Below are 25,831 nucleotides of genomic sequence, written 5' to 3'. Positions count from 1 at the left end.
CCCCTCTATGCTCGTCTCGGGGAAGGGGCCACCACCGGGGGAACAGGGATGACGATTCGGGTCTTTCTGGTTGATGACCACGCCTTGGTCAGGACCGGGATCAAGATGATCCTGGGCAATGAAGTCGATATCGAAGTGATCGGCGAGGCCGAGGAGGGCGAGCAGGCCTTGCGCCAGATCCGCGCGCTCAAGCCGGATATCGTGTTGTGCGATCTGCATCTGCCAGGCTTGAGTGGCCTGGATATCACCGAGCGCCTGGTCAAGGGCAAGTCCGAGAGCAAGGTGATCATCGTGTCCGTGCTGGAAGATGGGCCCTTGCCCAAGCGGCTGATCGAAGCCGGTGCCTGGGGCTACATCGGCAAGGCGGGCGATGCGGGTGAACTGCTGCGCGCGGTGCGCCAGGTGGCGCGTGGCAAGCGTTATCTGGGCACCAACGTGGCGCAGAACATGGCGCTGGCCCAGGCCGAAGGCCAGTCGCCGTTCGCCGAGCTGACCGAGCGCGAACTGGAAGTCATGATGCTGCTCGCGCAGGGCCTGCGCCAGGGCGAGATCGCCACGCGGCTGAGCCTCAGTCCGAAGACCGTGCATACGCACAAGAGCCGGCTGTTCCAGAAGCTGGAAGTGCAGGACACCATCGCGCTGGCGCGACTGGCCGCGCAGTACGGTTTGAAGGACCCGGCGCACACGCTGTAGCCCCTCGACGCATCGCTGCAAAGAAAAGGGCCGCGCGAGGAATCGTGCGGCCCTTTTTACTTTCTATCCAGGCCGGGCATCCACAGGGTGTGGATGCCCGAGCGTGGAGGCGTCAGGCCTTGGGCCTGTCCTCGTCCCGCTGCTCGTCGCCGCGCTTTTCTTCGGCATCGGCATCGGCATGCGCGACGGACGCCTCGGCACTGGTCGGCTGGACGGCGGGTGTCGCCGGCTCGAACAGGTGACGCGTCACCGAGCGCGGTGTCTCCGCGTCGGCCGTGAAGAACAGCGAACCGGTGGAGGCGGGCGCGGCGGGCTTGGTCACCGGCGCCGCAGGTTCCGGCGCGCTTGCAGGAGCCGGCACGGCAACGTCTTCGGCGGTCTCAGTCGCGCTCGCAACCTCGGGTTTGACCGCTGCGACCGGCGTCGGCGCTGGGGACGGTGCAGCCGGGGTGGCTTCCGCTTCCGGCGTCTGCTCGGTCGCGGTCGGCGTCGCCAGGGGCAGTTCGGTCACCGGGGTGGGCGCGATGATCTCGGCCTCCTGTGCGACCTCGAGCGAGGCGAGCTCGGTTTGCACCGGTTCCGGCCGGGTGGCCTGCACGGTCGGCGCAGCCGGGGCCTCGTCGCGGGACTCGACCACGGCCGGCGCGCTCGCCTGCGGCGTCGGTGCCTCGACCGGCGACACCTCGGCCGCGGCAACTTCAGCCACCTGCGGCTTGGGCGCTTCGACGTCTGCCACCTCGGCACTGACGGCCGCCGGGGCGGCGGCAGCAGCGGCGGCGCGCGGGGGGCGCTCCGCCTTCACCGGCGCAGCGGCAGGCGCTGGCGCATCGTCGAAGTCGAACTCAGGCTGGTTGTTGCTGACGACCACCACGGAGGGCTCGCCGTCGCTGCCGTCCTCGTCGCCGTCCGAACCATCGTCGATGCCATCGGCGGCGCCTGCGGCAGCGCCTTCGCCACCGTTGCCACGACGACGACGACGGCCGCCGCGGCGACCGCGACGACGGCGGCTTGCGCCCTCGCCAGCATCCGCGCCGGGGGTTCCGTCCGCATCCTCCGCTTCGGGGTTGGCGACGGTCGAGTCCTGCGCCTGGGGGGCCACCGCGTCGAGCGTGGTCGCATCGGCCACTGGGGCCGGGGCGGCGGTCACGGGCTTGGCCGTGGGCTCGCTGGTGGCCGGGGCCGGCGCCTGTGCCACGGTCTCGACGATGGCCGCGCCCTGCGCAGCGGTCACGGCAGCCTCGGCCGCAACCGTGGCCTCGTCACGCTGCGGCTTGGGCTGGCGCTCGTTGCGCGGCTTCTGCGGCTGCTGGCCGACCTGCGCGGTCTCGGCGTTCTGCGGCTTGGGCTGCTTGGGCTGCTTGGGCGGGTTCTGCTGGTTGCCAGCGGCGTTCTTCTGCTGCTGCGGCTGGGCGTCCTGGCGCGGCGGCTTCTGCGGCCGGTCCTGCTTTTCCTGCTTGTTGCCGCGATTTTCGTCGCGATCGCGGCGGGTCTTCTCGTTGCGGTTCTGGCCATTGCGGCCGTCACGACCATCGCGACGCTGCTGGCCACCCTGGCCGCGGCCTTCCTGGCGGGCGCGGTTGTCCTGCGACGGTGCGGCCGGTTGCGGCGCCGGTGACGGCGCACCGGCGAACACGCGCTTGAGCCAACCCATCACGCCGCCCGTGGCCGGGCTGGCCATCGGCACGGCCACGGGCGCAGGCGTCGGCTCGGCCGCCACCGGCTCCGGCGTTTCCTTGCGGATGGGCGCCGGCTGGCTGTGCTTGACCGTGGTCACCGCCGGGGTTGCCGGGATGTTGAGCTGGGCCTTGGTCAGCGCATGCACCGGCAGCTTGCGCGGGGTGCCGCGCTGGTAGCTCGGCTTGCTGGACTCTTCGCCCAGCTCGTTCTCGCGGATGCGGGTGACTTCGTAATGCGGGGTGTGCAGCTGGTCGTCGGCGACGATGATGATCGGCGAGCTGTGGCGCTGCTCGATCTCGCGCAACGCACCGCGCTTCTCGTTGAGCAGGTAGTTGGCGATCTCCAGCGGCGCCTGCACCAGGACCTGTCCGGTATTGTCCTTCATCGCGTGCTCTTCGGCCACGCGGATGATCGACAGCGACAGCGACTCCACGCTGCGCATGCGGCCATGGCCGTCGCAGCGCGGGCACACGATCTGGCTGGACTCGCCCAGGCTGGGGCGCAGGCGCTGGCGGCTCATTTCCATCAGGCCGAAGCGCGAGATGCGGCCCAGCTGGACGCGGGCGCGGTCGTACTTCAGCGCGTTCTGCAGCTTGTTCTCCACCTCGCGCTGGTGCTTGTTGGAGGACATGTCGATGAAGTCGATCACCACCAGGCCGCCCAGGTCGCGCAGCCGCAGCTGGCGAGCCACTTCCTCGGCCGCTTCCAGGTTGGTGTGGAACGCAGTCTCCTCGATGTCCCCGCCCTTGGTGGCGCGGGCGGAGTTGACGTCGATGGCGGTCAGCGCCTCGGTCTGGTCGACCACGATGGAACCGCCCGAGGGCAGGCGCACGTTGCGCTCATAGGCGCCTTCGATCTGCGACTCGATCTGGAAGCGGTTGAACAGCGGGATGTCGTCGGTGTAGTGCTTGAGCTTGCGCAGGTTGTGCGGCATCACCTGCTGCATGAATTCCTGGGCGGTGGCGTAGAGCTCCTCGGTATCCACCAGGATCTCGCCGACATCGCTGCGCAGGTAGTCGCGCAGGGCGCGCACGATCAGGCGCGACTCCTGGTAGATCAGGAACGGCGCCGGCTTGGACAGGGCGGCCTCGGCGATCGCCTTCCACACGCTCAGCAGGTAATCCAGGTCCCACTGCAGCTCTTCGGCATCGCGGCCCACGCCGGCGGTGCGGATGATGACGCCCATGTCCTCGGGGATGGCCAGCTTGTCCATCGCTTCCTTGAGGGCGGCGCGGTCGTCGCCCTCGATGCGGCGCGAGACGCCGCCGGCGGTGGGCGAGTTGGGCATCAGCACCATGTAGCGACCGGCCAGCGAGATGAACGTGGTCAGGGCAGCGCCCTTGTTGCCGCGTTCGTCCTTGTCGATCTGGACGACCACTTCCTGGCCTTCGCGCAGCAGTTCACGCAGGCCGGCCTTGTGGTGGTCCACGCCCGCCTGGAAATAGTCGCGGGAGATTTCCTTCAGCGGCAGGAAGCCGTGGCGTTCGGCGCCGTAATCGACGAAGGCCGCTTCCAGGGAGGGCTCGAGCCGGGTGATGCGGCCCTTGTAGATATTGGACTTCTTCTGTTCCTTGGACGGCTGTTCGATGTCGATGTCGTACAGGGTCTGGCCGTCGACGATCGCCACGCGCAGTTCTTCCGCCTGCGTGGCATTGATGAGCATTCGCTTCATTGTTGCGTTCCTGGCGCTACTACCGCGCGGAACGCCATGGCGTTTTGCTTCTGGAACGTTCGGCCGCCCCTCGCGCGCAGCGCGGGTGGGGCGGGTTGGAGCTTCCAGCGCTTCGACACCACGGCAGGCCGCGGGAGCGCTTTATTGTTGTGTTGCGGGACCGGTGCTGCGTTGGTCGGACCAGCGCGGCACACGGGACATGTTCAGCTCCGGAGCCCCGAAAGACCCGGGCGGTATCCGGGCCTGCCGGTGAGCCGCTAACATGGCCGCCCCTGGGGCGGTGGCCGCGCGCTACGCCGGAAATCGCGGGAAGCTGGGCTTCTGGCCCGACAACAACTCCCTGCGAAATCAAACCCTTATCTCGCCCCCCGAGTGTATCAGAATAAATTGGTAAATCTGCGATGAGCTCCCACGTTCCCGAGAGGCCCGCCGCCAAGCAGGCGTCGGTCAGGTTGGTCCGCGTGCCCGAGGACCGGGGCGGACAACGGCTGGACAACTTCCTGCTGGGCCAGCTCAAGGGCGCGCCACGCAGCCTGATCTACAAGCTCGTGCGCAGCGGCCAGGTCCGGGTGAACGGTGGCCGCGCCAAGGCCGAGCGCAAGCTGGAGCCCGGTGATGAGGTCCGCATCCCGCCGGTCAGTCTCGCCGAGGAAGGAGAACGGACGGCGCCGCCGGCTGCCTTCATGCAACGGCTGGAGCAGGCCATCGTGTTCGAGGATGAGCGCCTGCTTGCGCTGAACAAGCCCTCGGGCGTGGCCAGCCATGGCGGCAGCGGGATCAGCCACGGCGCCATCGAGACCCTGCGCGCGCTACGTCCCAACCGGACCCTGGAGCTGGTCCACCGCCTGGACCGCGACACCTCCGGCCTGCTGATCGTGGCCAAGAAGCGTTCGGCGCTGACCGAGCTGCAGGCGCTGATGCGCGAAAGCGACGCCGACGATGGCCGCGGCATCGCCAAGCGCTATCTCACCCTGCTGGTGGGGCGCATGCCCGACGGGGTGATGACGGTGGATGCACCGCTGCACATCGGCCTGCGCCAGGGCGGCGAGCGCCATGTGCAGGTGCATCGCGACGGCAAGGCCTCGCTGAGCCACTTCCGCGTGCTGGAACGGCGCGGCGGGCATTCCTATTGCGAGGTGAAGATCGAGACCGGCCGCACCCACCAGATCCGCGTCCATGCCCAACACATCGGCCATGCGGTGGCCGGCGACGAGAAATACGGGGATCCGGAGATCAACAAGCGCCTGCGCGACCAGGCCGGGCTGCGGCGGCTGTTCCTGCATGCCGCTTCGCTGGAGTTCGCCCTGGAAGGGGGAAAGACGCCTTATGTGCTCAACGCCCCGCTGGCGCCCGAGCTGGCGCAGGTGCTGGATGCGTTGGCCTGAAGCTCAGGAACGAGTGAAGAGGAACGAGAAACGAGTGATGGCAAGCTTCTGGCCTTTCACTCGTTCCTCTCCGCTCGTTCCTCGTTCCTCGTTACTTGCCGTCGTACTGGAAGCACTCGGCCGGGCGCTCGGCCGGGGCGGAGAACTTGATCGGCACCTGGATGGTCTTGGCGTAGGGCTGGCCGTTGCGCGTGGGCGCGCGGAACTTCCAGACCTTGACCTGGTCGGCGGCCAGCTTGTCCAGCTGCGCGTTGCCGCTGCTGCTCAGCAGCTTGATGTCGGTGGGCGTGCCTTCCACGCCGATGGTGACCTGCAGGTTGGCGGTGCCCACCACGTCCTTGCAGGCCAGCTCCATCGGGTAGGGCGGCGGCGGGGTGTCCACCGCCAACAGCTCGGTCGGGGGCTTGACCGGCTGGGCGGGTGCCTCGGGCTGGCCACCGCCGCAGGCGCCCAGTAGCAGCGCGGTGGCGAAGGAGGTGGCCAACAGGCCGGCGGGGGCGCGAAAGAGGGTCATGCCTGCTCCTTGAGGGCTTGCGCCTTGGCGGCGCAGATGAAGTCGTTTTCGCTGAGGCCGCCCACGTCGTGCGTGGAATAGCGCACCACGGCCCGGTTGTAGTGCACGCCCAGGTCCGGATGGTGGTCCTCGGCGTGGGCGATGAAGGCCAGCGCGTTCACGAAGGCCATGGTCTGGTAGTAATTGCCGAAGGTGAAGGTCTTCACCAGGGCGTGGCCTTGTTCGGCCAGCTCCCAGCCGGGCACCTGCGGCAACAGCTCGGCGATGCGCGCCTGGCTCAGGCGGTGTTCGGCACCGCTCAGCGGCACGCAGTGCGCCTTGTGGAGGGGGACGAGGTCAGACATGGCGGGCTCCACTGGTACGACGGGGTGAACGTAGCATTCCAGACCGTGCTTTGCGGGTGAGAAGGGCAGCGGCAGACCGGTAGAATAGCGGCATGATCCAGATCTCAGAGACGGCGCAGGGCCACTTCCGCAAGTTGCTCGAGCGCGAATCCATCCCCGGCATGGGCGTGCGCCTGAGCGCGGTCGACCCCGGGACGGCGCGGGCCGATGCGCGCTTGGAGTTCGCAGAGCCGGCGGAACTGGCCGGGGACGAGTGGGCGGTGGACTGCGAGGGCTTCACCCTGTACGTGGACGCGCACAGTGTGCCGTGGCTTGACGGGGCGGAGATCGACTTCGTCACCCAGGGCACCGGCAGCCAGCTGACCATCAAGGCCCCGCATATCAAGGGCAAGGCGCCGGCCGAGTCGGCCTCGCTGGTCGAGCGCGTGCGCTGGGTGGTGGAAAACGAGATCAACCCGCAGCTGGCTTCCCATGGCGGACGCGTGGCGGTGGAGGAGGTCACCGGCGAGGGCGTGGTGAGGCTGCGCTTCGGCGGCGGTTGCCACGGCTGCGGCATGGCCGATGTGACCCTCAAGCAGGGCATCGAGACCACGCTGATGGCCAAGGTTCCCGGCATTACCGCGGTACGCGATGCCACCGACCACGACACGGGGCAGGCGCCGTACATCCCGCGCGACAGCGCGGCCTGATCGCCCGCATCGGTGACGCGCGCCGCGGAGGTCATCGCCCATCTCCTGCCCCGCAGGGCGGCGCCATTGCTGGAACGGGTCACCGGCCTCCCGCATGGATGGGGGCTGTGGCTACGCGGCCAGGCGGTTCGGCGTGGCGCGCTGGGCCGGGACCGCACCGCCGCCGTGGTGGCATGGGCGGTCGCGCGCGGGCCGGCACCTTCCACCGGTTTGCTGCCTGCCCTGAGTCGCTGGCAGGCGCTGCGCTCGCTGCTGTATCAGCATTGGGATCCGCCACCGCGGGAAGAGCGCGGCCTGCGCTGGTTCGCCGGTGGCGTCAGTTTCCTGCTACACCTGGGCTTTGCGCTGCTGCTCGTCCTGGCGGCCCTGGTCAGCTATCTGCCGCCGGTCCCGCAGCAGGACCCGACCCGCACCCAGGTGAGTTTCCTTGGCCGGGGGACACCGGGCGAGAACGACGGCGGCTCGCCGGCGCAGGAGCCGGCAGCCACGACGGCAGCTGAGGAGAACGCTGCGTCGGGCTCTGCGGCAACGCCGCCTCCAACGCAGACGCCGCCCACGACGCAGACGCCGGCCTCTCCTGTGCCGCCGACCGAGAGCATGCGCGAGACGCAAGCCGAGGCCAGCGCGGCCGCGCCGCCGATGCCGGAACCGCAGCCGGCCGAGCCCGCACCGCCCACGCCGCAGCCGCCTGAGCCTGCCCAGCAGAACGTGCAGGTCAGCCAGGCCGATGAACAGCCGCAGCAGGCCTTCGTGCTGCCGCCGGTGACGCCGCCGCAGTTGCCACAAGTGCAGCCCCGGGCGAGGGAGGTGACAGTCCCGCAGCGTGAGGTGACCCTGGTCGAGCGGCCAGCGCTCAGCGCGCCCGCCATGCCGCTGGCCGCGCTGCCGCAACCGACGCTGCGCACCCCCGAGATCGCCGTGCGCGAGCGCGAAGTGCCAGCGCCCCCGGAACCGTTGCCGCAGTTGCGCAGCCCGCGGCCGGTGGCCGAGCGCGAGGTGCAGCTGCGCCAGCCGCAATCGCCGCGTGCCGACCTGGCCCAGCGCGAAATCCGGATGCCGGAGATCACCCAGCCAGCGCCGCAGCCTGCAGCGCCCACGCCGGCACCTGCACCTGCCCAGCCGCAGCCACGAGAGGTGGCTTCTGCGCCGGCCGCCGCCCCGCCAGACGCTTCGAAACAGGTATCGGAGACGCCCGCGCGTGCACCGGCCCCGGCCGCGGACGCTCGCGATACGGCCGCCACCACTCCATCCGCGGCCGCCACGCAGCGCGCATCGCCGACGTCCGCCGCGCCTGCGCCAACGCCGGGCAGCTGGTCTTCGGCGCAAAAGGCCGACGACTGGGGCTTGGCCGACCGCACCGCGCCCAATGCACGTGCCAGCGACGGACTGTTCAATGCCGATGGCTCGCCGCGGGTGACCGGGCAGGGCGATGGCAAGACGCAGGACAAGGGGCCGCCCGGGTCGCAGCAGGCACAGGCCCTGGACGCGGACAAGGCCGGTCAATGGCTGGAGCGCCCGCCGGCGTTTACCTACGAGCAGTCCAGGTTCGAGCGCTACTGGGTGCCCAACGAGTCGCTGTTGCAGGAATGGGTGCGCCGGAACATCCGCGAGATGGAGATCCCGATCCCCGGCACCAGCAAGCGCATCAAATGCGTGGTGTCAGTGCTGCAGCTTGGCGGTGGCTGCGGCGTCTACGATCCCAACATGCAGGAAAAGCCAGCGCAGTCGCGTCCGCCGCCGGAGATTCCGGTCAAGCGCAATCCGATTCCTGTCGGGAGTTAGATCCGCAACCCTGCGCGACTTGAGGCGGAAAGGCCGCGCCTCGCGAATGGAGTAAGGCGATGCGCGGCGCCACTTTGGAAGGCCTGGATCTGGCAAGGGGAGCGGCTGGTTTCTCCATGCAGCCGCACCCAGCCTCGCCTGGGAGGTTCCTCGAGACACCGGTCCGCTCCACGAACGAACCAATTGCAGGTTTTCCTGTGGGAGCGGCTTTAGCCGCGAAGGGGCGCTCCCGGTAAAGCCTCTTCGCGGCTGGAGCCGCTCCTACAAAAGTTCACTGACAACGACCCGTGCGCGCTCAATCCGCTCGCTAGGGGCGCCTGCTAGTCAGGCTGGTGATGGAGTCCGCGTGCTTGGGCTGTGCTCCTGGCGTCGCGGGTGCGCTTTGCACCGGCAGGTGGAAGCCCAAAAGAAAACGGGGCACGCGGCCCCGATTTTCTTGGACATTCGAGCGGGCTTGAGGGCTTACTTCAAGCCATGCAGGTCGCGCAGCTGGGTGGGGCGCGAGGCGAAGTAGGCGGCCAGGTCGGAGATGTCCTGATCGCTCAGCTCCGAGGCCTGCGGGCTCATCAGCGCGTGCTCGCGCTGCTTGTCGCGGTAGTTCTGCAACGCATGGGCCAGGTAGTCGGCGTACTGGCCGCCCAGCTTGGGATAGGTGGCATCGATCGGGGCGTTGCCTTCGGCGCCGTGGCAATCGATGCAGCTTTGCTTGGTGGCCTGGCTCTTGACCTGGGCGCGCTTCTCGCCGGCCTCGATGCGGCCGGCAGGCAGTCCTGCGGACGAGGACGAGCCATGCTCCCCGCTGGCGTGACCGGGGTCGGCCGCCGCGGTCTCGTTGGTCTCGATCTTGGAGCAGCCGGTGAGCAGCAGGCCGGCGAACAGCAGCGATGCCACGGTGGTGATGGTCGATTTCTTGGCCATGGCGCTCACTTCAGGCTGGAGAGGTAGGCGGCCAGGTCAGCGATGTCCTGGTCGGAAAAGCTCTGCGCCTGGGCTTCCATGGTCGGATGCTTGCGCGTGCCCTTGCGGTATTCGGTGAGCGCCTGGGTCAGGTACTGCGCCGACTGGCCGCCGATCTTGGGCACGTGGTAGTTCGGGTAGGCGTTCTTGTAGCCGGTGACGCCGTGGCAGCCCTGGCAGGTGTAGGCCAGCAGGCGGCCCTCGTCCGGGCGACCGGTCGGTGCCGCTGCCGGAGCGGGAGCCGGGGCCGGAGCGGCAGTCGCGGGTGCCGCGGCGGGGGCGGGGGCGGGTGAGTCCTGGGCGAACGCGGGCGCCAGTGGCGCGAACAAGGCAACGACAAGCCAGCTGAACAGCCGCAACGATCGCTTCATCGGTGTCTGGACCCCTCTCTAGCGTGCGCCCGCACAGGCTGGGGCGCTTGGCTGCGCCGGAGTATAGCCCGGGGTGGATGGGGCGCATCAATTAGCCAAACTATTGAATTTACTGGTGCAACGCAGCAAATCCGTGTGTCTGAAGATGGCAAGGGCTGACACATGACCTTGGTCACCATGACCTTCGGCGCATGAGTCTTTCGGGTGCTGGTGGTGTACTTGTCTACAACACCAAGACAACGACGTCGCCATGAAGACTCCTGCGCACCCCGCCGCCCGGACCCTGCTCCCGGCCGCTCTCTTTCTCGGATGCGCGCTGGCGCTGTCGGCCTGCGGCAAGGGCAATGTGCCCGAGGCCAAGGCGGCCGAGGCCAAGGATGCGGTCCCGGCGGTGCCGGTGGAGGCGGTCAAGGCCTCCCACCGCGCCATCGCCGCCAGCTACACCGGCACGGCCGCGCTGGAGCCGCGGGCCGAGGCCCAGGTGGTGGCGCGCACCTCGGGTGTGGCGCTGAAGGTGCTGGTGGAAGAAGGACAGGTGGTGCGCGCCGGCCAGCCGCTGATCCGCCTGGACCCGGACCGCGCCCGCCTGGCGGTGGCCCAGACCGCCGCCCAGCTGCGCAAGCTGGAGAACAACTACCACCGCGCCGAGCAACTGGTCGTCCAGCGCATGGTCAGCGCCAGCGACGTGGACCAGCTGCGTTACGACACCGAGAACATGCGCGCCCAGCACCAGCTGGCGCAGCTGGAGCTGTCCTTCACCACGGTGGTGGCGCCGATCTCCGGCGTGGTGGCCTCGCGCTCGATCAAGGACGGCAACTTCGTGCAGATCAACACCCCGGTGCTGCGCATCGTCGATAACGCCCGCTTGGAGGCGGTGCTCAACGTGCCCGAGCGCGAGCTGGCCACGCTCAAGGCCGGCCAGCCGGTGTCGCTGGTGGCCGATGCGCTGCCCGGGCGCACTTTCGAAGGCCAGGTGGACCGTGTCGCGCCGGTGGTCGATTCCGGCAGCGGCACGTTCCGCGTGGTCTGCACCTTCGAAGGCGGGCAGGCGCTGCAGCCGGGCATGTTCGGCCGCGTGCGCATCGACTACGACAAGCGCGCCGACGCGCTGGTGGTGCCGCGCGTGGCGCTGCTGGACGATGGCGATGCGGCGGTCTACGTGGTGCGCGATGGCAAGTCGGTACGCACGCCGGTGACGGTGGGCTACAGCGACGGCGAATGGATCGAGGTGCGCAAGGGGCTCAAACTCGGCGATGCGGTCGTGACCGCGGGCAAGGTGGCCCTGCGCGATGGCACCGTGGTCCAGGTCATCGACACCGCCGCGCCGAAGGTGGCCGCGGCCAAGCCGACGGATAAGCGCGGATGAGCGCGATCGACCTGGAGCCGCCTGCACACGAACAGGCACCGCCGCGCGGTGGGCTAGTGGAGTTTTCCACCCGGCGCCGCGTCACCATTGCCATGGCCACCGTCACCCTGCTGCTGTTCGGCGCCATCGCGCTCAACAGCCTGAAGGTCAACCTGCTGCCGGATCTGAGCTATCCGACCCTGACCGTGCGCACCGAATACACCGGCGCGGCCCCCGCGGAGATCGAGACGCTGGTGACCGAGCCGGTGGAAGAATCGGTGGGCGTGGTCAAGAACCTGCGCAAGCTCAAGTCGGTCTCGCGCACCGGCCAGAGCGATGTGGTGCTGGAGTTTGCCTGGGGCACCAACATGGACCAGGCCAGCCTGGAGGTGCGCGACAAGATGGAGTCGCTGCAGCTGCCGCTGGAAGCCAAGGCGCCGGTGCTGCTGCGCTTCAACCCCTCCACCGAGCCGATCATGCGCCTGGCCCTGTCCACCAAGGGCCGCGCGGTGGACCAGGCCGATGCGCTGCGCCAGCTGGCCGGCCTGCGCCGCTACGCCGACGAGGACCTGAAGAAGAAACTGGAGCCGGTCGAAGGCGTGGCCGCGGTCAAGGTCGGCGGCGGCCTGGAAGACGAGGTGCAGGTCGATATCGACCAGCAGAAGCTGGCGCAGTTGAACGTGCCGATCGATACGGTCATCAAGCGGCTGCAGGACGAGAACGTCAACCTGTCCGGCGGGCGCCTGGAGCAGGGCAGCCAGCGCTTCCTGGTGCGCACGGTCAACCAGTTCGCCGACGTGGATGAGATCGGCAACCTGCTGCTCACCGTGCGTGGCGGCGGCAGCGGCGACAGCGCCGTGTCCTCGGCCGCGCAGCAGATGGCGGCCATTGCCGCGGCGACCGGCGATGCCAGCGCCATGGCCGCGGCCGCCTCGGTACAGAGCGCATCCTCGTCCAACGGCAGCGTCGCTGCCGGCGGCATGCCGGTGCGGTTGCGCGATGTGGCCACCATCAGCCAGGGCCACAAGGAGCGCGAGGCGATCATCCGCATGGGTGGCCGCGAGGCGGTGGAGCTGGCCATCTACAAGGAGGGCGATGCGAATACCGTCGCCACCGCCGCGGCGCTGAAGCAACGCCTGGAGCGCATCAAGACGCTGATCCCGTCGGACGTGGAGCTGACCACCATCGACGACCAGTCCCGCTTTATCCAGAACGCCATCAGCGACGTCAAGAAGGACGCGGTGATCGGCGGCCTGCTGGCGATCCTGATCATCTTCCTGTTCCTGCGCGATGGCTGGAGCACGTTCGTGATCAGCCTGTCGCTGCCGGTGTCGATCATTGCCACGTTCTTCTTCATGCAGCAGCTGGGGCTGAGCCTGAACGTCATGTCCCTGGGCGGCCTGGCGCTGGCCACCGGCCTGGTGGTGGACGACTCCATCGTGGTGCTGGAGAGCATCGCCAAGGCGCGCGAGCGCGGGCTGGGCGTGGTGGAAGCGGCCGTGGCCGGCACCCGCGAGGTGAGCATGGCGGTGGTGGCTTCCACCTTGACCACCATCGCGGTGTTCCTGCCGCTGGTGTTCGTGGAGGGCATCGCCGGCCAGCTGTTCCGCGACCAGGCCCTGACCGTGGCCATCGCCATCGCGATCTCGCTGGTGGTGTCGATGACGCTCATCCCCATGCTGAGCTCGCTCAAGGGCAAGGCGCCGCTGTCCTTCCCGGAAGAGCCGGCAGGCCAGCGCTGGTCGCCCGATGCACGCTGGCAGAAGCCGCTGGCGATGGCCGGGCGGGGGGCGGGTGCGGCCACCCGCGGTGGCCTGTTCGGTATCGCCTGGCTGGTGGTGCGCCTGTGGCGCGCCGCGGCAGCGGTGATCGGGCCGGTCATGCGCAAGTTCAGCGACCTCACCATGGCGCCTTACGCGCTGGCCGAGCGCCGCTACCTCAAGCTGCTGCCGGCGGCGCTGGATCGCCCGTGGCGGGTGCTTGGCATCGCCGCGCTGATCCTGGCCGGCGCGATGGCACTGGTGCCGACCCTGGGCACCGACCTGATTCCGCAACTGGCGCAGGACCGTTTCGAGATGACGGTGAAGCTGCCGCCGGGGACGCCGCTGGCCGATACCGACCGGGTGCTGCGCGCCCTGCAGGAACAGCACGACCGCGATCCGGGCGTGTCGGTGCTGTACGGCGTCAGCGGCAGCGGCACGCGGCTGGACGCCAGCCCGACCGAAAGCGGCGAGAACATCGGCAAGCTGACCGTGGTGATGGAAAACGGCGGCAGCGAAGAGATCGAAGCGGCCGAAAGCGAGCGCCTGCGCAAGAGCATGCAGGCCCATCCCGGCGCGCAGGTGGATTTCGCGCGTCCGGAGCTCTTCAGCTTCTCCACGCCGCTGCAGGTGGAGCTGCGCGGGCAGGACCTGGAAGGCATCGAGCTGGCCGGGCAGCGCCTGACCGCGTTGCTGCGCGGCAACCCGCACTACGCCGATGTGAAGTCGACGGTGGAGCAGGGCTTTCCCGAGATCCAGATCCGCTTCGACCAGGAGCGTGCCGCGGCGCTGGGCATGACCACGCGGCAGATCGCCGATGCGGTGGTCAAGAAGGTGCGCGGCGAGGTGGCCACGCGCTACAGCTTCCGCGATCGCAAGATCGACGTGCTGGTGCGCGCCCAGGAAGTGGACCGCAGTTCGGTGGATCGCATCCGCCAGCTGATCATCCACCCGGCCGGTGGCCGTGCCGTGCGCCTGGAAGCGGTCGCCGATGTGGTGGCCACCACCGGTCCGAGCGAGATCCACCGTGCCGACCAGGTGCGGGTGGCGATCATCTCTGCCAACCTGCGCGACATCGACCTGGGCACGGCGGTACGCGAGGTGCAGTCCATGGTGGCGGCCCATCCGCTCGGCGCCGGCGTGGGCCTGCACATCGGCGGCCAGGGCGAGGAGCTGGCCGAATCGGTCCGGTCGCTGCTGTTCGCCTTCGGCCTGGCCGTGTTCCTGGTGTACCTGGTGATGGCCTCGCAGTTCGAGTCGCTACTGCACCCGTTCGTGATCCTGTTCACCATCCCGCTGGCGCTGGTGGGCGCGGTGCTGGCCCTGTGGCTGACGCGCTCGCCGATCTCGGTGGTGGTGTTCATCGGCCTGATCCTGTTGGTAGGCCTGGTGACCAAGAACGCCATCATCCTGATCGACAAGGTCAACCAGCTGCGCGAGGCCGGCGTGCCCAAGCGCCGGGCCCTGGTGGAGGGCGCGCGCTCGCGCCTGCGGCCGATCATCATGACCACGCTGTGCACGCTGTTCGGCTTCCTGCCGCTGGCGCTGGCCTTTGGCGAGGGCGCGGAGGTGCGCTCGCCGATGGCGGTCACCGTCATCGGCGGCCTGCTGGTGTCCACCGTGCTGACCCTGCTGGTGATCCCGGTGGTCTACGACCGCCTGGACCGCCGCGGCGATGCCGCCTACGTGGAGCGCGGCCGCCGCCACCGCCGCTTGTCCGGTGAGGATGCGGCGCACCAGGCCAACCCGGGCGAGGTCGGCGCATGAGCGTTGCCGCTTTCAGCATCCGTCGCCCGGTCACCACCATCATGCTGTTCGTGTCGATGGTGGTCGTGGGCATCATCGCCGCGGTACGCCTGCCGCTGGAGGCCTTCCCGGACATCTCCGCACCGTTCCTGTTCGTGCAGGTGCCCTACACCGGCTCCACCCCGGAGGAAGTGGAGCGCAACATCCTGCGGCCGGTGGAGGAGGCGCTGGCCACGCTGCCGGGCATCAAGCGCCTGCGCTCCAGCGCCGGGCCCGATGGCGCCAACATCTTCATCGAGTTCTCCGACTGGGACCGCGATATCGCCATCGCCGCTTCCGACGCGCGCGAGCGCATCGATGCGATCCGCAGCAGCCTGCCCGACGACATGCAGCGCTACTTCGTGCACAAGTGGTCCACCAGCGATGAAGCGGTGCTGCGCGTGCGCCTGGCCAGCCAGAGCGACCTGACCCAGGCCTACGACATGATCGACCGCGAGTTCAAGCGGCGGATCGAGCGTATCCCCGGCGTGGCGCGGGTGGAGGTTTCCGGTGCGCCCCCCAATGAGGTCGAGGTGGCCATCGCCCCGGACCGGCTGACCGCGCACGGTTTGAACCTATCCGACCTGAGCACGCGCCTGCAGGCGGTGAACTTCTCAGTCTCCGCCGGCGAGATCGACGACAACGGCCAGCGCCTGCGCATCCAGCCGGTGGGCGAACTGCGCGACCTGGACCAGCTGCGCAACCTGGTGATCGGCGACCGCGGCCTGCGCCTGGGCGATATCGCGCAGGTGCGGCTCAAGCCCCAGCGCATGGACTACGGGCGTCGCCTGGACGGGCGCCCTGCGGTGGGCCTGGATGTCTACAAGGAGCGCAGCGCCAACCTGGTGGAGGTCTCGCGCGCCGCCCTGGCCGAGGTGGAGGCCATCCGCGCCCAGCCGCAGCTGCGCGACGTGCAGGTCAAGGTCATCGAGAACCAGGGCAAGAACGTGACCTCCTCGCTGCTGGAGCTGGCCGAGGCCGGCGCCATCGGCCTGGTGCTGTCCATCGCCGTGCTGTTCTTCTTCCTGCGCCACTGGCCCTCCACGCTGATGGTGACCCTGGCCATCCCGATCTGCTTCGTGATGACTCTGGGCTTCATGTACTTCGTCGGCGCCACGCTCAACATCCTGACCATGATGGGCCTGCTGCTGGCGGTGGGCATGCTGGTGGACAACGCGGTGGTGGTGGTGGAGAGCATCTACCAGGAACGCGAGCGCCTGCCCGGCCAGCCGGTGGCCGCCTCCATCCTTGGCACGCGCCACGTGGCCATCGCGCTGTCGGCCGGCACGTTGTGCCACTGCATCGTGTTCGTGCCCAACCTGTTCGGCGAGACCAACGAAATCAGCATCTTCATGGCGCAGATCGCCATCACCATCTCGGTGTCGCTGCTGGCCTCCTGGCTGGTGGCGGTGAGCCTGATCCCGATGCTGTCGGCGCGCATGAAGACCCCCCCGCAGGTGCGCTCGGATCGCGGGTTGATCCCGTGGATGCAGCGTCGCTACGCGCAGCTGCTGCGCTGGACCTTGAACCACCGCGGCTGGAGCGTGCTGGGCATCGTGGTGATCGTGGCCGCCTCGCTGGTGCCGATGAAGCTGACCAAGACCGACATGTTCGGCGGCACCCGCCCGGGCGAGATCAACCTGTTCTACCAGTTCAAGGGCTCCTTCACCCGCGACCAGATCTCGCGTGAAGTGCTGCGCACCGAGCAGTTCCTGGAGCAGAACCGCGAGAAGTACGGCATTACCCAGATCTACTCGTGGTTCAGCGAAAGCGAAGGCGCCAGCACCCAGGTCAAGCTCAAGACCACGCGGGCCGATGAGACCGAGCGCCTGACCGAGGAGCTGCGCAAGCACATGCCCAAGTCGGCGCGTGCGGATATCGGCATCGGCAACAACCCCAACAACGGCGGTGGCGGCGGCAGCGGTGGACCACCGACGGTGCAGGTGGCCCTGACCGGCGACTCCAACCAGACCCTGCAGGAGATCGCCCGCGAGGTCCTGCCGATCCTTGCACGGCGTCCGGAGCTGCGCGACGTGCGCATCAACAGCGGCGACCAGAGCAGCGAGCTCAACGTGCGGGTGGACCGGGAGCGGGCGGCGTCCTTCGGCTTCAGCGCCGACGAGGTGGCCAGGTTCGTCAACCTGGCGCTGCGCGGCGGCCAGTTGCGCGAGTTCCGCCGCGGCGAGAACGAGGTGCCGGTGTGGCTGCGCTTCGCCGGTGCCGAAAGTTACCGCGCCGAGGACCTGGCCGGCTTCACCGTACGCAACGCCGCCGGCCAGAGCGTGCCGCTGATGGCCATGGTCAAGGTGGACATCAAGCCGTCGGCCTCGCAGATCAACCGTACCGACCGCCAGACCATGTTGACCGTGCAGGCCAACCTGGCCGAGAAGGTCACGGTGCCGGAAGGCCGCAAGGCGATGGAAGACGCGCTGAAGGGCATGACCTTCCCGGCTGGCTACAACTACAGCTTCGATGGCGGCAACTACCAGGACGACAACAAGGCCATGCAGCAGATGCTGTTCAACCTGATCATCGCCCTGGTCATGATCTACGTGGTGATGGCGGCGGTGTTCGAATCGCTGCTGTTCCCGCTGGCCATCATGTCCGGGGTGGTGTTCTCCATCTTCGGCGTCTACTGGCTGTTCTGGCTGACCGGCACGGTGTTCGGCGTGATGTCCTTCATCGGCATCCTGGTGCTGATGGGGGTGGTGGTGAACAACGGCATCGTCATGATCGAGCACATCAACAACCTGCGCCGCACCGGCATGAGCCGCACCGACGCCCTGGTGGAGGGCAGCCGCGAGCGCCTGCGCCCGATCATGATGACCATGGGCACGGCGATCCTGGCGATGGTGCCCATCGCCATGGGCGGCACCCAGATCGGCGGCGACGGTCCGCCGTATTTTCCGATGGCGCGCGCGATCGCAGGCGGCCTGGCGTTCTCCACCATCGTCAGCCTGCTGTTCCTGCCGACCATCTACGCCATGCTGGACGACATGAGCCTCGGCATGGGCGAACTGGTGCGCCGCGCGCGCGGAGTGCGCGTGCAGGCGCCGGCACAGCCAGCCGGGCAGGGCGCCACGCCCTGACCGCAGGACCGCGCGCTTCGAGCCCGCGATCGCCAAACAAGCGCCGCGTCATCTCCCCTGAGGGTGGATGACGCTCCACCATCCACCACCTCAGCACACAGGCAGCGCGGACGTGGCGTGTTGGCCGTAGGGTGGATGGCGCTCTCCCATCCACCATCACCACGAAACGAACAGCGTAGCGTGGTCTTTACGCGGCGAACGCCTTGGTGGACAAGCTTCGCGTTGTCCACCCTACGCGGGTGGCTCGCGTGTCTCCATCCGCCAGACAGCGCGGACATGGCGTGTCGGCCGTAGGGTGGATGACGCTCTTTCATCCACCATCGCCACGAAACGAACAGCGTAGCGTGGTCTTTCCGCGGCGAACGCCTTGGTGGACAAGCTTCGCGTTGTCCACCCTACGCGGGTGGATCGCGTGTCTCCATCCGCCAGACAGCGCGGACATGGCGTGTATGTCCGTAGGGTGGATGGCGCTCTTCCATCCACCATCACCGCGAAACGGTCAACGTGCCATCACGGCCTGCCAGCCTGAGCCCCGCAGCCCTCGCACCAGGATCAGCTGGCAACCTTGCCGATGATCCTGATCCCGGCGATCCACACCCCGATCATGCTGCCGAAGTTGGTCAGCAGGAAGGTCATCAGTACCCGCGAGACCCGGTTGCGGTACCAGCCGCGCAGGCTCTGCACGTCATCGCGCAACGACATGAAATCGCCATAGGCCGGCTTGCGCATGTGCACTTCCACCCAGGCGGCAATGGCGCCGGAAGGAATGCCGGGACGGAACGGCTTGAGCGGCGAGGCGATCACCGCCGACAGGATGCTCAGCGGGTGGCTGCCGGCCAGCAGGCAGCCCAGCCCAGCCAGGCCGCCAGTCCACAGCGCCCACTGCAACAGCAGGCTGGCGCCCATGCCGAAGCCGCCCTTGTAGAAGCCCCAGGCGATCCCGCCCAGGATCAGCGTGCCCAGTGTCAGCATGATCCAGGGCACCTTGCGCTTCTGCACGGTCTGCTCCAGCGCCGGCACGACGCTGGAGGGCGCTTCCTGGTCTTCCAGCAGGTGACGCGCCATGCCGGCCATGTGGCCGGCGCCGACCACCGCCAGGACCTCGCGCGCACCGCTGGCCGGGCCGGCATGCTCGCGCAGCTTGGCCGCCATGTAGCGATCGCGCTCGGCGATGATGGTCTGGTACAGGGCCGGGCTTTCGCTGGCGAACTCTCCGAAGCTGGATTCCAGCATGTCGCCCTGCTTGAGCCGCTCGATCTCCTCGTCGGCGACCTCCTCATCGGCGAACATGCCGACCAGGATCCCGCTGCCGACCTTGACCCGGCCCCACCAGCCCAGCGCCTGCATCGCGCGCTTGAAGGTGATGCCGACCTCGCGGTCGATCAGTTCCACCTTCAGCCCGCGCGCCTTGGCATCGTGCGCGGCGGCCTTGAGCTCGGCGCCGGGCTCCACGCCCAGCTGTTCGGCCAGGCGCCGCTGGTAGGCGGCCAGCGCCAGGTTGGCGGCAAATACATGCATCTTGCCCTGGCGGATCACCTTGACCAGATCCAGTTTGGCCATGGCCTGCGGGTCGGACAGCGATTGCAGGCGGCCGGCGTCCAGTTCCACCGCGACCGTGTCGTAGGGCCCCTCGGCCACCGCGGCGCGCACCGCATCGACGCTGGCGCGCGAGACGTGCGCGGTGCCCAGCAAGGTGTAGCGCACGCCATCGCGCTCGACGATGCGATGGGGCTGGCCGCCGAAGGCGGCGGTGTCGTGACCGGAGGGCTGCGGGATGTCGTTCAAGAGTCAGTCTTCGTCGGGTGCGGTGGTCGCGCCGTCGCCTAGCGCGCGTTGGAGTTGAAGGGCATCCAGCCAGCGTCCGTGCTTGCGTCCAAGGCCCGGGAAGCGCCCGGCCTTCTGGAATCCCAGAGCCTGGTGCAGCGCTACGGAGGCCAGGTTGGTCTCATCGCCGATGACCGCGATCATCTGCCGCCAGCCGCGCTGCGTGCAGCGTTCCACCAGCGCGCCCAGCAATGCGCGGCCTGCGCCGCGACCCCGCAGCTGCGGCGCCACGTAGACCGTGCACTCGCAGGTCCAGCGATAGGACGCGCGCGCCCGGTAGGCGCTGGCGTAGGCATAGCCGGCAAAGGCCCCGTCGATGCTGGCGACCAGGTACGGAAAACCCGCCTGCACGAGCTCGCCGTGCCGGTACCACATCTGCGCTTCATCCGGCGGCTGGCGCTCGTAGGTCGCCGTGCCGTGCAGCACCTCGTGCGCGTACAGCGCAGTGATGGCCCGCATGTCGTCGCGTGCGGCGTCGCGGACCGTCGGCGTCATCGAGCGGCGTCAGTCGATATAGCGCTTGAGCAGGTCGCCGTAGGCATCGATCCGCCGGTCGCGCAGGAACGGCCAGATGCGGCGCACGTGTTCGCTGCGCTGCAGGTCCACCTCGGCCATCAGGATCTCAGGCTCGGCCTTGGCCTGAGCCAGGAACTCGCCCTGCGGTCCCAGCACGTGGCTGTTGCCCCAGAAATCGATGCCCGATGCGCCCAGCGGCGAGGCTTCGTGGCCGACGCGGTTGCAGCTCAGCACCGGTAGCCCATTGGCCACGGCGTGACCGCGGTGGCTCAGCACCCAGGCATCGCGCTGGCGGTTCTTTTCTTCCTGGGCGTCGTCCGGGTCCCAGCCGATGGCAGTCGGGTACAGCAGCAGGTCGGCGCCGGCCAGCGCCATCAGGCGCGCGCCTTCGGGATACCACTGGTCCCAGCACACCAGCACGCCCAGGCGGCCGACCGAGGTGTCGATCGGCTTGAAGCCGATATCGCCCGGAGTGAAATAGAACTTCTCGTAGAAGCCCGGGTCGTCGGGGATGTGCATCTTGCGGTACTTGCCGGCAACGCTGCCGTCGGCTTCGAACACCACCGCGGTGTTGTGGTACAGCCCCGCGGCGCGGCGCTCGAACAACGAGCTCACCAGCACCACGCCGTGCTGCCTGGCCAGCGAGGACAGGCGCGTCGTGCTCGGGCCGGGAATCGGCTCGGCCAGGTCGAACTCGTGGACCGCCTCATGCTGGCAGAAGTAGGCGCCGTTGTGCAGCTCCTGCAGCAGCACCAGCTTGGCGCCGCGTGCGGCCGCCTCGGCCACGCGCTGTTCGATGAGGGTGAGATTGGCGTCGGCGTCGCCTTGGTTGCGCTCCTGGATCAGCGCGACCGGCAGGTGGGTACGAGGCATGGCGGAATCGATGCGGGCTGTGCGAAACGCACATGTTACCGCGCCGCCGTGACTTTCCCGGGAACGCGGTCCCGCCAGGAAGAATCCGGCGCCTGCGCAAAGGCGGCGCCGGAGGTGCGCGCCTTCGCCTCAGTCGACGGTGGCCAGTACGCCAGCCGGCAACTGCATGGTGATGCAGTGCAGGCTGCCGTTCTGCCAGATCAGCGGACGGCACGGCACGCTGACGATCTCGCGGCCCGGATAGGCCTGCGCCAGCACCGCGGCGGCGGCCTGATCGGCGACATCGCCATAGGCCGGCATCAGCACCGCGCCATTGAGGATGAGGTAGTTGGCGTAGGACGCGGCCAGCCGCCGGCCCTGGTCCAGCACCGGCTGTGCCCACGGCAGCGGAAACAGGCGATAGGGCTGGCCATCGCGGGTGCGCAGCGCGGCGATCTCGGCAGCCATCGCCTGCAGCTCGGCGTAGTGGCTGTCGCCTGGGTCGTCGCAGGCCTGGAACACGATGCCGTGGTCCGGCGCCAGCCGGGCCAGGGTGTCGATGTGGGCATCGGTGTCATCGCCCTCCAGGTACCCATGCTCCAGCCACAGCACCCGGTCCTGCGCCAGCGAGGTCTTGAGCTGGTCGGTCACCGCTTCGCGCGAAGCGTCCGGATGACGCTCGTGCAGGCAGCGCCAGGTGCTCAGCAGGGTGCCTTCGCCATCGGTTTCGATGGCGCCGCCTTCCAGCGCGAAGTCCACGCTGTGCACCTGCGCGTTGCCGAACAAGCCTGTCGCGGACAGCGCCCCGACCAGCAGGTCATCGCGGCTGGCCTCGAACTTGCCGCCCCAGCCGGTGAAACGGAAGTCCATCAGGCGGAAACGCTCGCCATCGCGCAGGGTGATCGGGCCCGAATCGCGCAGCCAGGTATCGTCGTACTCGGCCGTCACGAAGCGCACCTGCGCCATGTCCACGCGCGCAGAGCGCAGGCGCGCCTCGGCATAGGTCTGCAGGTCGTCGTCGGCCACGCAGATCACGATGGGCTCAAAGCGCGTCACCGCCGCCACCAGGGCCACGTAGGTCTCCTCGACCTCGCCCAGGCGCTCGGCCCAGTCGGTGTCGGCATGCGGCCACGCGATCAGGATCGCGGATTGGGGTTCCCACTCCGCGGGGAAACGTACGTCAGACATTGGGGCTTTCCATCGACAGCGCCGGGCAAGCGTGCACCGGCAGGGATTTTCAGGGAAGGCGGAACGCGGCGGCCTGGCGCGCGATCGCGCCAGGCCAAGGGCAGGGCGGGGCGCCGCGCTGCCGCCGGTTCAGCGGATCGGCGGCTTGGGCCCGATTTCCTCGGCGCTGGCCTTGTTGGCGACCACGTCGATCACCTTGTTGCGCTCGAAGTACACCGTGAACTGCGGGTAGACCCAGCGGTTGATGGTGGGCCACTGGCGCTTCTGTCCGCCGCGCGGATCCAGCCGCTGCTGCGGCTCGCCATACCTGGCCTGCACCTGGGAGGTGGTCCAGCCGCGGACCGGCAGGTTGCTGGCCGAGTCCTGCGCGCGTTCCACCAGCAGCGTGTCGGCCAGGGCCGGTGCGGCGGCGAAGGCGGTCAGGACGATCAGGGACAGGGCACGCACGTTCATGGCTTGGGCTCCGCGGAATTGCGCGATTTATAACAGAAGCGGCCGGGCAACAAAAAACCGCCTCAAAGGCGGCTTTCTGTGGACTCGCTGGCGCGATGGATCAGCGCTGGCGGGCCTTGAAACGCGGGTTGGACTTGCAGATCACGAAGACCTTGCCACGACGGCGGACCACCTTGCAGTCGCGGTGACGGGCCTTCGCCGACTTCAGGGAGGACAGGACCTTCATGATGAAACCTCGGCGTAAAAGGGTTGGGCGGAAATACGAAGCCGCGCATTCTAGCCCGGTTTTTGTTTGACGATCAAGTACATGGGCGCCACGCCGCGCATGAGCCCGGGCCGGCCCGTCCCGGGCGGCGTCATAATGCCGGCCTTCCCCACCCATTCCCCCTGGAGATTTCCATGTCCGAAGCCGTTCCCGTGCTGACCATCGATGGCCCGAGCGGGGCAGGCAAGGGTACGGTCAGTCGGCTGGTGGCGCGCCGCCTGGGCTGGCACTACCTCGATTCCGGCGCGCTGTACCGGGCGGTCGGGGTCGCGGCCAGCTGGGCCGACCTGGACCTGTCCGACGCGGCCGCGCTGGTGCGCTGCACCTTCGATACCGAAGTGCGGTTCCGCGAACAGGGCGAGGGCGACCTGCGGGTGCTGGTGAACGGGGTGGACGCGACCGGCGAGCTGCGGCTGGAAACCACCGGGACAGTGGCCTCGGCGATCGCGGCCATCCCCGAGGTGCGGGCGGCCCTGAAGGAGCGCCAGCGCGCCTTCCGCACCGCCCCGGGGCTGGTGGCCGACGGGCGCGACATGGGCACGGTGATCTTCCCGGATGCGCCGTTCAAGGTGTTCCTGACCGCCAGCGCCCAGGAGCGCGCCGACAGGCGCTATAAGCAGTTGAATGACAAGGGGGTTTCGGTTACATTGGACGGTCTGTTGCGGGAGATCCTTGCCCGCGACGCCCGAGATGCACAGCGCACGGTGGCGCCTCTCAGGCCGGCGGAAGACGCCGTCCTGCTGGATTCCACCGGCATGCCCATCGAGGCCGTCGTCGACAAGGTGCTGTCGCTGGTGCGTCCGGCGGCGGTGTGATGCCGCAGCAGAAAGCCCGGTCACCCAATCCTGGGGGCTGATCAATCCAACCTCAAGACAGCCTGTGCGACTAGCAGGCAAGCGCGGGCGAACGCATTCCGGCAAACGCCGGGCGAGCGTCCAGTGTCCAACCGAGTATTCAACTAATGACCGAATCATTTGCAGAACTGTTTGAGCAGAGCCAGAGCCAGCTCGCCAAGCTGAAGCCGGGTGCCATCGTTATCGGCACCGTCGTCGACGTGCGCAACGACGTCGTCGTGATCAACGCCGGCCTGAAGTCCGAAGGCATCGTGCCGATCGAACAGTTCCGTAACGACGCAGGCGAGATCGACGTGGGCATCGGCGACCAGGTCAAGGTCGCGCTGGATTCCATCGAGAACGGCTTCGGCGAAACCGTCCTGTCGCGCGAGAAGGCCAAGCGCGCCATGGTGTGGGACGAGCTGGAAGAAGCCCTCGAGAAGAACGAGACCATCACCGGCCGCATCAGCGGCAAGGTCAAGGGTGGTTTCACCGTCGACATCAAGGACGTCCGCGCGTTCCTGCCCGGCTCGCTGGTCGATGTGCGCCCGGTGCGCGACCCGGCCTACCTGGAAGGCAAGGAACTCGAGTTCAAGCTCATCAAGCTGGACCGCAAGCGCAACAACGTGGTCGTCTCCCGCCGCGCGGTGGTCGAGAGCGAGCACTCGGAAGAGCGCGAGCAGCTGATGGAGAAGCTGCAGGAAGGCGTGGTGCTGAAGGGTGTGGTCAAGAACCTCACCGACTACGGCGCGTTCGTCGACCTGGGCGGCATCGATGGCCTGCTGCACATCACCGACATGGCCTGGAAGCGCGTGCGCCATCCGTCCGAAGTGGTGGAAGTGGGTCAGGAGCTGGACGTGCGCGTGCTCAAGTACGACCGCGAGCGCAACCGTGTCAGCCTGGGCCTGAAGCAGCTGGGCGAGGATCCGTGGGACAACATCTCGCGTCGTTATCCGTCCAACAGCCGCGTCTACGGCAAGGTCTCCAACGTCACCGATTACGGCGCGTTCGTCGAGATCGAGCCGGGCGTGGAAGGCCTGGTGCACGTGTCCGAAATGGACTGGACCAACAAGAACGTCAACCCGTCCAAGGTCGTGCAGGTCGGTGACGAGGTCGAGGTCATGGTCCTGGACGTGGACGAGGAGCGTCGCCGCATCTCGCTGGGCATGAAGCAGGTGGCCGCCAATCCGTGGGAGACCTTCGCGGCCGTCCACAAGAAGGGCGACAAGGTGTCCGGCCAGATCAAGTCGATCACCGACTTCGGCATCTTCATCGGTCTGGACGGCGGCATCGACGGCCTCATCCACCTGTCGGACATCAGCTGGAACTCCACCGGCGAAGACCTGGCCCGCAACTTCAAGAAGGGCGACAACGTCGACGCCGTCGTGTTGGCGGTCGATCCGGAGCGCGAGCGCATCAGCCTGGGCGTCAAGCAGCTGGAGCAGGATCCGTTCGGCCAGTACATGGCCTCGCATCCGAAGGGCTCCAAGGTCGAAGGCGTGGTCAAGGAAGTGGACGCCAAGGGCGCCACGATCGAACTGGCCGACGGTGTCGAAGGCTATGTGATGGCCCGCGACGTGTCACACGACCGTGTGGACGACGTCAGCCAGCACCTGAAGGTCGGCGACAAGGTCGAAGCCAAGTTCATGGGCATGGACCGCAAGGGCCGCACCCTGCAGCTGTCGATCAAGGCCAAGGACGAGGCGGAAACCGCCGAGGCGCTGGCTGAGTACAACAAGGCCGCTGCCGAGGCTTCCACCGGCACCACCAGCCTGGGCGCCCTGCTGCGCGCTCAGTTGGACGGCGGCAAGTCCGAGTAAGTCTGCTTCAACCTCCC

At 68.3% G+C, this 25,831-nt stretch carries 20 protein-coding genes; 9 read left to right on the top strand and 11 right to left on the bottom strand.

All coding sequences use genetic code 11. The features are described 5' to 3' along the window. Positions 1 to 48 precede the first annotated feature (48 nt). Positions 49 to 693 (top strand): response regulator, encoded by a 645-nt coding sequence (locus EPA99_RS06150; protein ID WP_129470302.1) that lies wholly within the window; start codon positions 49 to 51, stop codon positions 691 to 693. A gap of 112 nt (positions 694 to 805) precedes the next feature. On the opposite strand, the gene rne is transcribed toward EPA99_RS06150, so the two are convergent. After that, positions 806 to 4,042 (bottom strand): ribonuclease E, encoded by a 3,237-nt coding sequence (gene rne, locus EPA99_RS06145; protein WP_129470301.1) that lies wholly within the window; start codon positions 4,040 to 4,042, stop codon positions 806 to 808. A gap of 401 nt (positions 4,043 to 4,443) precedes the next feature. On the opposite strand from rne, the gene EPA99_RS06140 reads away from it, so the two are divergent. Further along, on the top strand, positions 4,444 to 5,427 hold the full coding sequence (locus EPA99_RS06140) for an RluA family pseudouridine synthase (RefSeq protein ID WP_129470300.1): 984 nt from the start codon (positions 4,444 to 4,446) through the stop codon (positions 5,425 to 5,427). 91 nt (positions 5,428 to 5,518) lie between these two features. On the opposite strand, the gene EPA99_RS06135 is transcribed toward EPA99_RS06140, so the two are convergent. Together EPA99_RS06135 and EPA99_RS06130 are read right to left on the bottom strand one after the other, a co-directional pair. Next, the gene (locus EPA99_RS06135) at positions 5,519 to 5,941 is read right to left on the bottom strand and encodes an energy transducer TonB (RefSeq protein ID WP_129470299.1); all 423 of its coding nucleotides are present in this window, start codon (positions 5,939 to 5,941) and stop codon (positions 5,519 to 5,521) included. Next, complete coding sequence (locus EPA99_RS06130; protein WP_129470298.1) at positions 5,938 to 6,285, bottom strand: 4a-hydroxytetrahydrobiopterin dehydratase; 348 nt, start codon at positions 6,283 to 6,285, stop codon at positions 5,938 to 5,940. The genes EPA99_RS06135 and EPA99_RS06130 overlap by 4 nt, the downstream gene beginning before the upstream one ends. Positions 6,286 to 6,377: 92 nt before the next feature. On the opposite strand from EPA99_RS06130, the gene EPA99_RS06125 reads away from it, so the two are divergent. Continuing rightward, positions 6,378 to 6,974: an NfuA family Fe-S biogenesis protein gene (locus tag EPA99_RS06125; protein ID WP_129470297.1), complete on the top strand. Its 597-nt coding sequence runs from the start codon at positions 6,378 to 6,380 to the stop codon at positions 6,972 to 6,974. Positions 6,975 to 7,184: 210 nt separating this feature from the next. After that, complete coding sequence (locus tag EPA99_RS06120; protein WP_129470296.1) at positions 7,185 to 8,756, top strand: hypothetical protein; 1,572 nt, start codon at positions 7,185 to 7,187, stop codon at positions 8,754 to 8,756. 462 nt (positions 8,757 to 9,218) lie between these two features. Here the strand turns inward: EPA99_RS06120 and EPA99_RS06115 are convergent, their stop codons facing one another. Together EPA99_RS06115 and EPA99_RS06110 are read right to left on the bottom strand one after the other, a co-directional pair. Next, a complete protein-coding gene (locus tag EPA99_RS06115; protein WP_129470295.1) occupies positions 9,219 to 9,674 on the bottom strand; it encodes a c-type cytochrome in 456 nt (151 codons plus the stop codon). A 5-nt stretch (positions 9,675 to 9,679) separates the two neighbouring features. Beyond that, positions 9,680 to 10,084 (bottom strand): c-type cytochrome, encoded by a 405-nt coding sequence (locus EPA99_RS06110; protein ID WP_129470294.1) that lies wholly within the window; start codon positions 10,082 to 10,084, stop codon positions 9,680 to 9,682. 250 nt (positions 10,085 to 10,334) lie between these two features. Here EPA99_RS06110 and EPA99_RS06105 point away from each other — a divergent pair, with 250 nt between their 5' ends. The 3 genes from EPA99_RS06105 to EPA99_RS06095 are packed head-to-tail and all read left to right on the top strand — an operon-like array spanning position 10,335 to position 18,063. Further along, entirely contained in the window at positions 10,335 to 11,450 is a 1,116-nt protein-coding gene (locus tag EPA99_RS06105; RefSeq protein ID WP_129470293.1) for an efflux RND transporter periplasmic adaptor subunit, read from the top strand. Beyond that, positions 11,447 to 14,956 (top strand): efflux RND transporter permease subunit, encoded by a 3,510-nt coding sequence (locus EPA99_RS06100; protein ID WP_129470292.1) that lies wholly within the window; start codon positions 11,447 to 11,449, stop codon positions 14,954 to 14,956. Before EPA99_RS06105 ends, EPA99_RS06100 begins: the two co-directional genes overlap by 4 nt. After that, positions 14,953 to 18,063 carry an efflux RND transporter permease subunit gene (locus EPA99_RS06095; RefSeq protein WP_129470291.1) on the top strand — a complete coding sequence of 1,037 codons (3,111 nt, stop codon included), beginning with the start codon at positions 14,953 to 14,955 and terminating at the stop codon, positions 18,061 to 18,063. The genes EPA99_RS06100 and EPA99_RS06095 overlap by 4 nt, the downstream gene beginning before the upstream one ends. Before the next feature lie 552 nt (positions 18,064 to 18,615). Here EPA99_RS06095 and EPA99_RS06090 read toward each other — a convergent pair. The 6 genes from EPA99_RS06090 to ykgO all read right to left on the bottom strand — a co-directional run bounded on the left by EPA99_RS06090 (position 18,616) and on the right by ykgO (position 23,122). Continuing rightward, positions 18,616 to 19,839 (bottom strand): TraB/GumN family protein, encoded by a 1,224-nt coding sequence (locus EPA99_RS06090; protein ID WP_241688297.1) that lies wholly within the window; start codon positions 19,837 to 19,839, stop codon positions 18,616 to 18,618. A gap of 12 nt (positions 19,840 to 19,851) precedes the next feature. Further along, a complete protein-coding gene (locus EPA99_RS06085; RefSeq protein ID WP_129470289.1) occupies positions 19,852 to 20,382 on the bottom strand; it encodes a GNAT family N-acetyltransferase in 531 nt (176 codons plus the stop codon). A gap of 9 nt (positions 20,383 to 20,391) precedes the next feature. Next, on the bottom strand, positions 20,392 to 21,276 hold the full coding sequence (locus tag EPA99_RS06080; protein WP_129470288.1) for a carbon-nitrogen hydrolase: 885 nt from the start codon (positions 21,274 to 21,276) through the stop codon (positions 20,392 to 20,394). Between the two features lie 129 nt (positions 21,277 to 21,405). Then, positions 21,406 to 22,443, bottom strand: coding sequence for an agmatine deiminase family protein (locus EPA99_RS06075; protein ID WP_129470287.1), 1,038 nt, complete (start codon positions 22,441 to 22,443; stop codon positions 21,406 to 21,408). A 129-nt stretch (positions 22,444 to 22,572) separates the two neighbouring features. Then, the gene (locus EPA99_RS06070) at positions 22,573 to 22,896 is read right to left on the bottom strand and encodes a hypothetical protein (RefSeq protein ID WP_129470286.1); all 324 of its coding nucleotides are present in this window, start codon (positions 22,894 to 22,896) and stop codon (positions 22,573 to 22,575) included. Positions 22,897 to 22,996: 100 nt separating this feature from the next. Then, the gene (ykgO, locus tag EPA99_RS06065) at positions 22,997 to 23,122 is read right to left on the bottom strand and encodes a type B 50S ribosomal protein L36 (protein ID WP_010342887.1); all 126 of its coding nucleotides are present in this window, start codon (positions 23,120 to 23,122) and stop codon (positions 22,997 to 22,999) included. Positions 23,123 to 23,295: 173 nt separating this feature from the next. Between ykgO and cmk the strand changes: the two genes are divergently transcribed. Continuing rightward, positions 23,296 to 23,976, top strand: a complete 681-nt coding sequence (cmk, locus tag EPA99_RS06060; RefSeq protein ID WP_129470285.1) for a (d)CMP kinase — start codon at positions 23,296 to 23,298, stop codon at positions 23,974 to 23,976. A 146-nt stretch (positions 23,977 to 24,122) separates the two neighbouring features. After that, the gene (gene rpsA, locus EPA99_RS06055; protein ID WP_129470284.1) at positions 24,123 to 25,814 is read left to right on the top strand and encodes a 30S ribosomal protein S1; all 1,692 of its coding nucleotides are present in this window, start codon (positions 24,123 to 24,125) and stop codon (positions 25,812 to 25,814) included. Positions 25,815 to 25,831 lie beyond the last annotated feature (17 nt).

Source organism: Pseudoxanthomonas composti, assembly GCF_004122095.1.
Lineage (GTDB): Bacteria > Pseudomonadota > Gammaproteobacteria > Xanthomonadales > Xanthomonadaceae > Pseudoxanthomonas_A > Pseudoxanthomonas_A composti.
This window is presented reverse-complemented; position numbering and strand designations above follow the sequence as displayed.

Excerpts from the sequence above, each read along its gene's own strand:
- EPA99_RS06150 (WP_129470302.1), top strand. The coding sequence starts at position 49 with ATGACGATTCGGGTCTTTCTGGTTGATGACCACGCCTTGGTCAGGACC.
- rne (WP_129470301.1), bottom strand. The coding sequence starts at position 4,042 with ATGAAGCGAATGCTCATCAATGCCACGCAGGCGGAAGAACTGCGCGTG.
- EPA99_RS06140 (WP_129470300.1), top strand. The coding sequence starts at position 4,444 with ATGAGCTCCCACGTTCCCGAGAGGCCCGCCGCCAAGCAGGCGTCGGTC.
- EPA99_RS06135 (WP_129470299.1), bottom strand. The coding sequence starts at position 5,941 with ATGACCCTCTTTCGCGCCCCCGCCGGCCTGTTGGCCACCTCCTTCGCC.
- EPA99_RS06130 (WP_129470298.1), bottom strand. The coding sequence starts at position 6,285 with ATGTCTGACCTCGTCCCCCTCCACAAGGCGCACTGCGTGCCGCTGAGC.
- EPA99_RS06125 (WP_129470297.1), top strand. The coding sequence starts at position 6,378 with ATGATCCAGATCTCAGAGACGGCGCAGGGCCACTTCCGCAAGTTGCTC.
- EPA99_RS06115 (WP_129470295.1), bottom strand. The coding sequence starts at position 9,674 with ATGGCCAAGAAATCGACCATCACCACCGTGGCATCGCTGCTGTTCGCC.
- EPA99_RS06110 (WP_129470294.1), bottom strand. The coding sequence starts at position 10,084 with ATGAAGCGATCGTTGCGGCTGTTCAGCTGGCTTGTCGTTGCCTTGTTC.
- EPA99_RS06105 (WP_129470293.1), top strand. The coding sequence starts at position 10,335 with ATGAAGACTCCTGCGCACCCCGCCGCCCGGACCCTGCTCCCGGCCGCT.
- EPA99_RS06100 (WP_129470292.1), top strand. The coding sequence starts at position 11,447 with ATGAGCGCGATCGACCTGGAGCCGCCTGCACACGAACAGGCACCGCCG.
- EPA99_RS06095 (WP_129470291.1), top strand. The coding sequence starts at position 14,953 with ATGAGCGTTGCCGCTTTCAGCATCCGTCGCCCGGTCACCACCATCATG.
- EPA99_RS06085 (WP_129470289.1), bottom strand. The coding sequence starts at position 20,382 with ATGACGCCGACGGTCCGCGACGCCGCACGCGACGACATGCGGGCCATC.
- EPA99_RS06080 (WP_129470288.1), bottom strand. The coding sequence starts at position 21,276 with ATGCCTCGTACCCACCTGCCGGTCGCGCTGATCCAGGAGCGCAACCAA.
- EPA99_RS06075 (WP_129470287.1), bottom strand. The coding sequence starts at position 22,443 with ATGTCTGACGTACGTTTCCCCGCGGAGTGGGAACCCCAATCCGCGATC.
- EPA99_RS06070 (WP_129470286.1), bottom strand. The coding sequence starts at position 22,896 with ATGAACGTGCGTGCCCTGTCCCTGATCGTCCTGACCGCCTTCGCCGCC.
- ykgO (WP_010342887.1), bottom strand. The coding sequence starts at position 23,122 with ATGAAGGTCCTGTCCTCCCTGAAGTCGGCGAAGGCCCGTCACCGCGAC.
- cmk (WP_129470285.1), top strand. The coding sequence starts at position 23,296 with ATGTCCGAAGCCGTTCCCGTGCTGACCATCGATGGCCCGAGCGGGGCA.
- rpsA (WP_129470284.1), top strand. The coding sequence starts at position 24,123 with ATGACCGAATCATTTGCAGAACTGTTTGAGCAGAGCCAGAGCCAGCTC.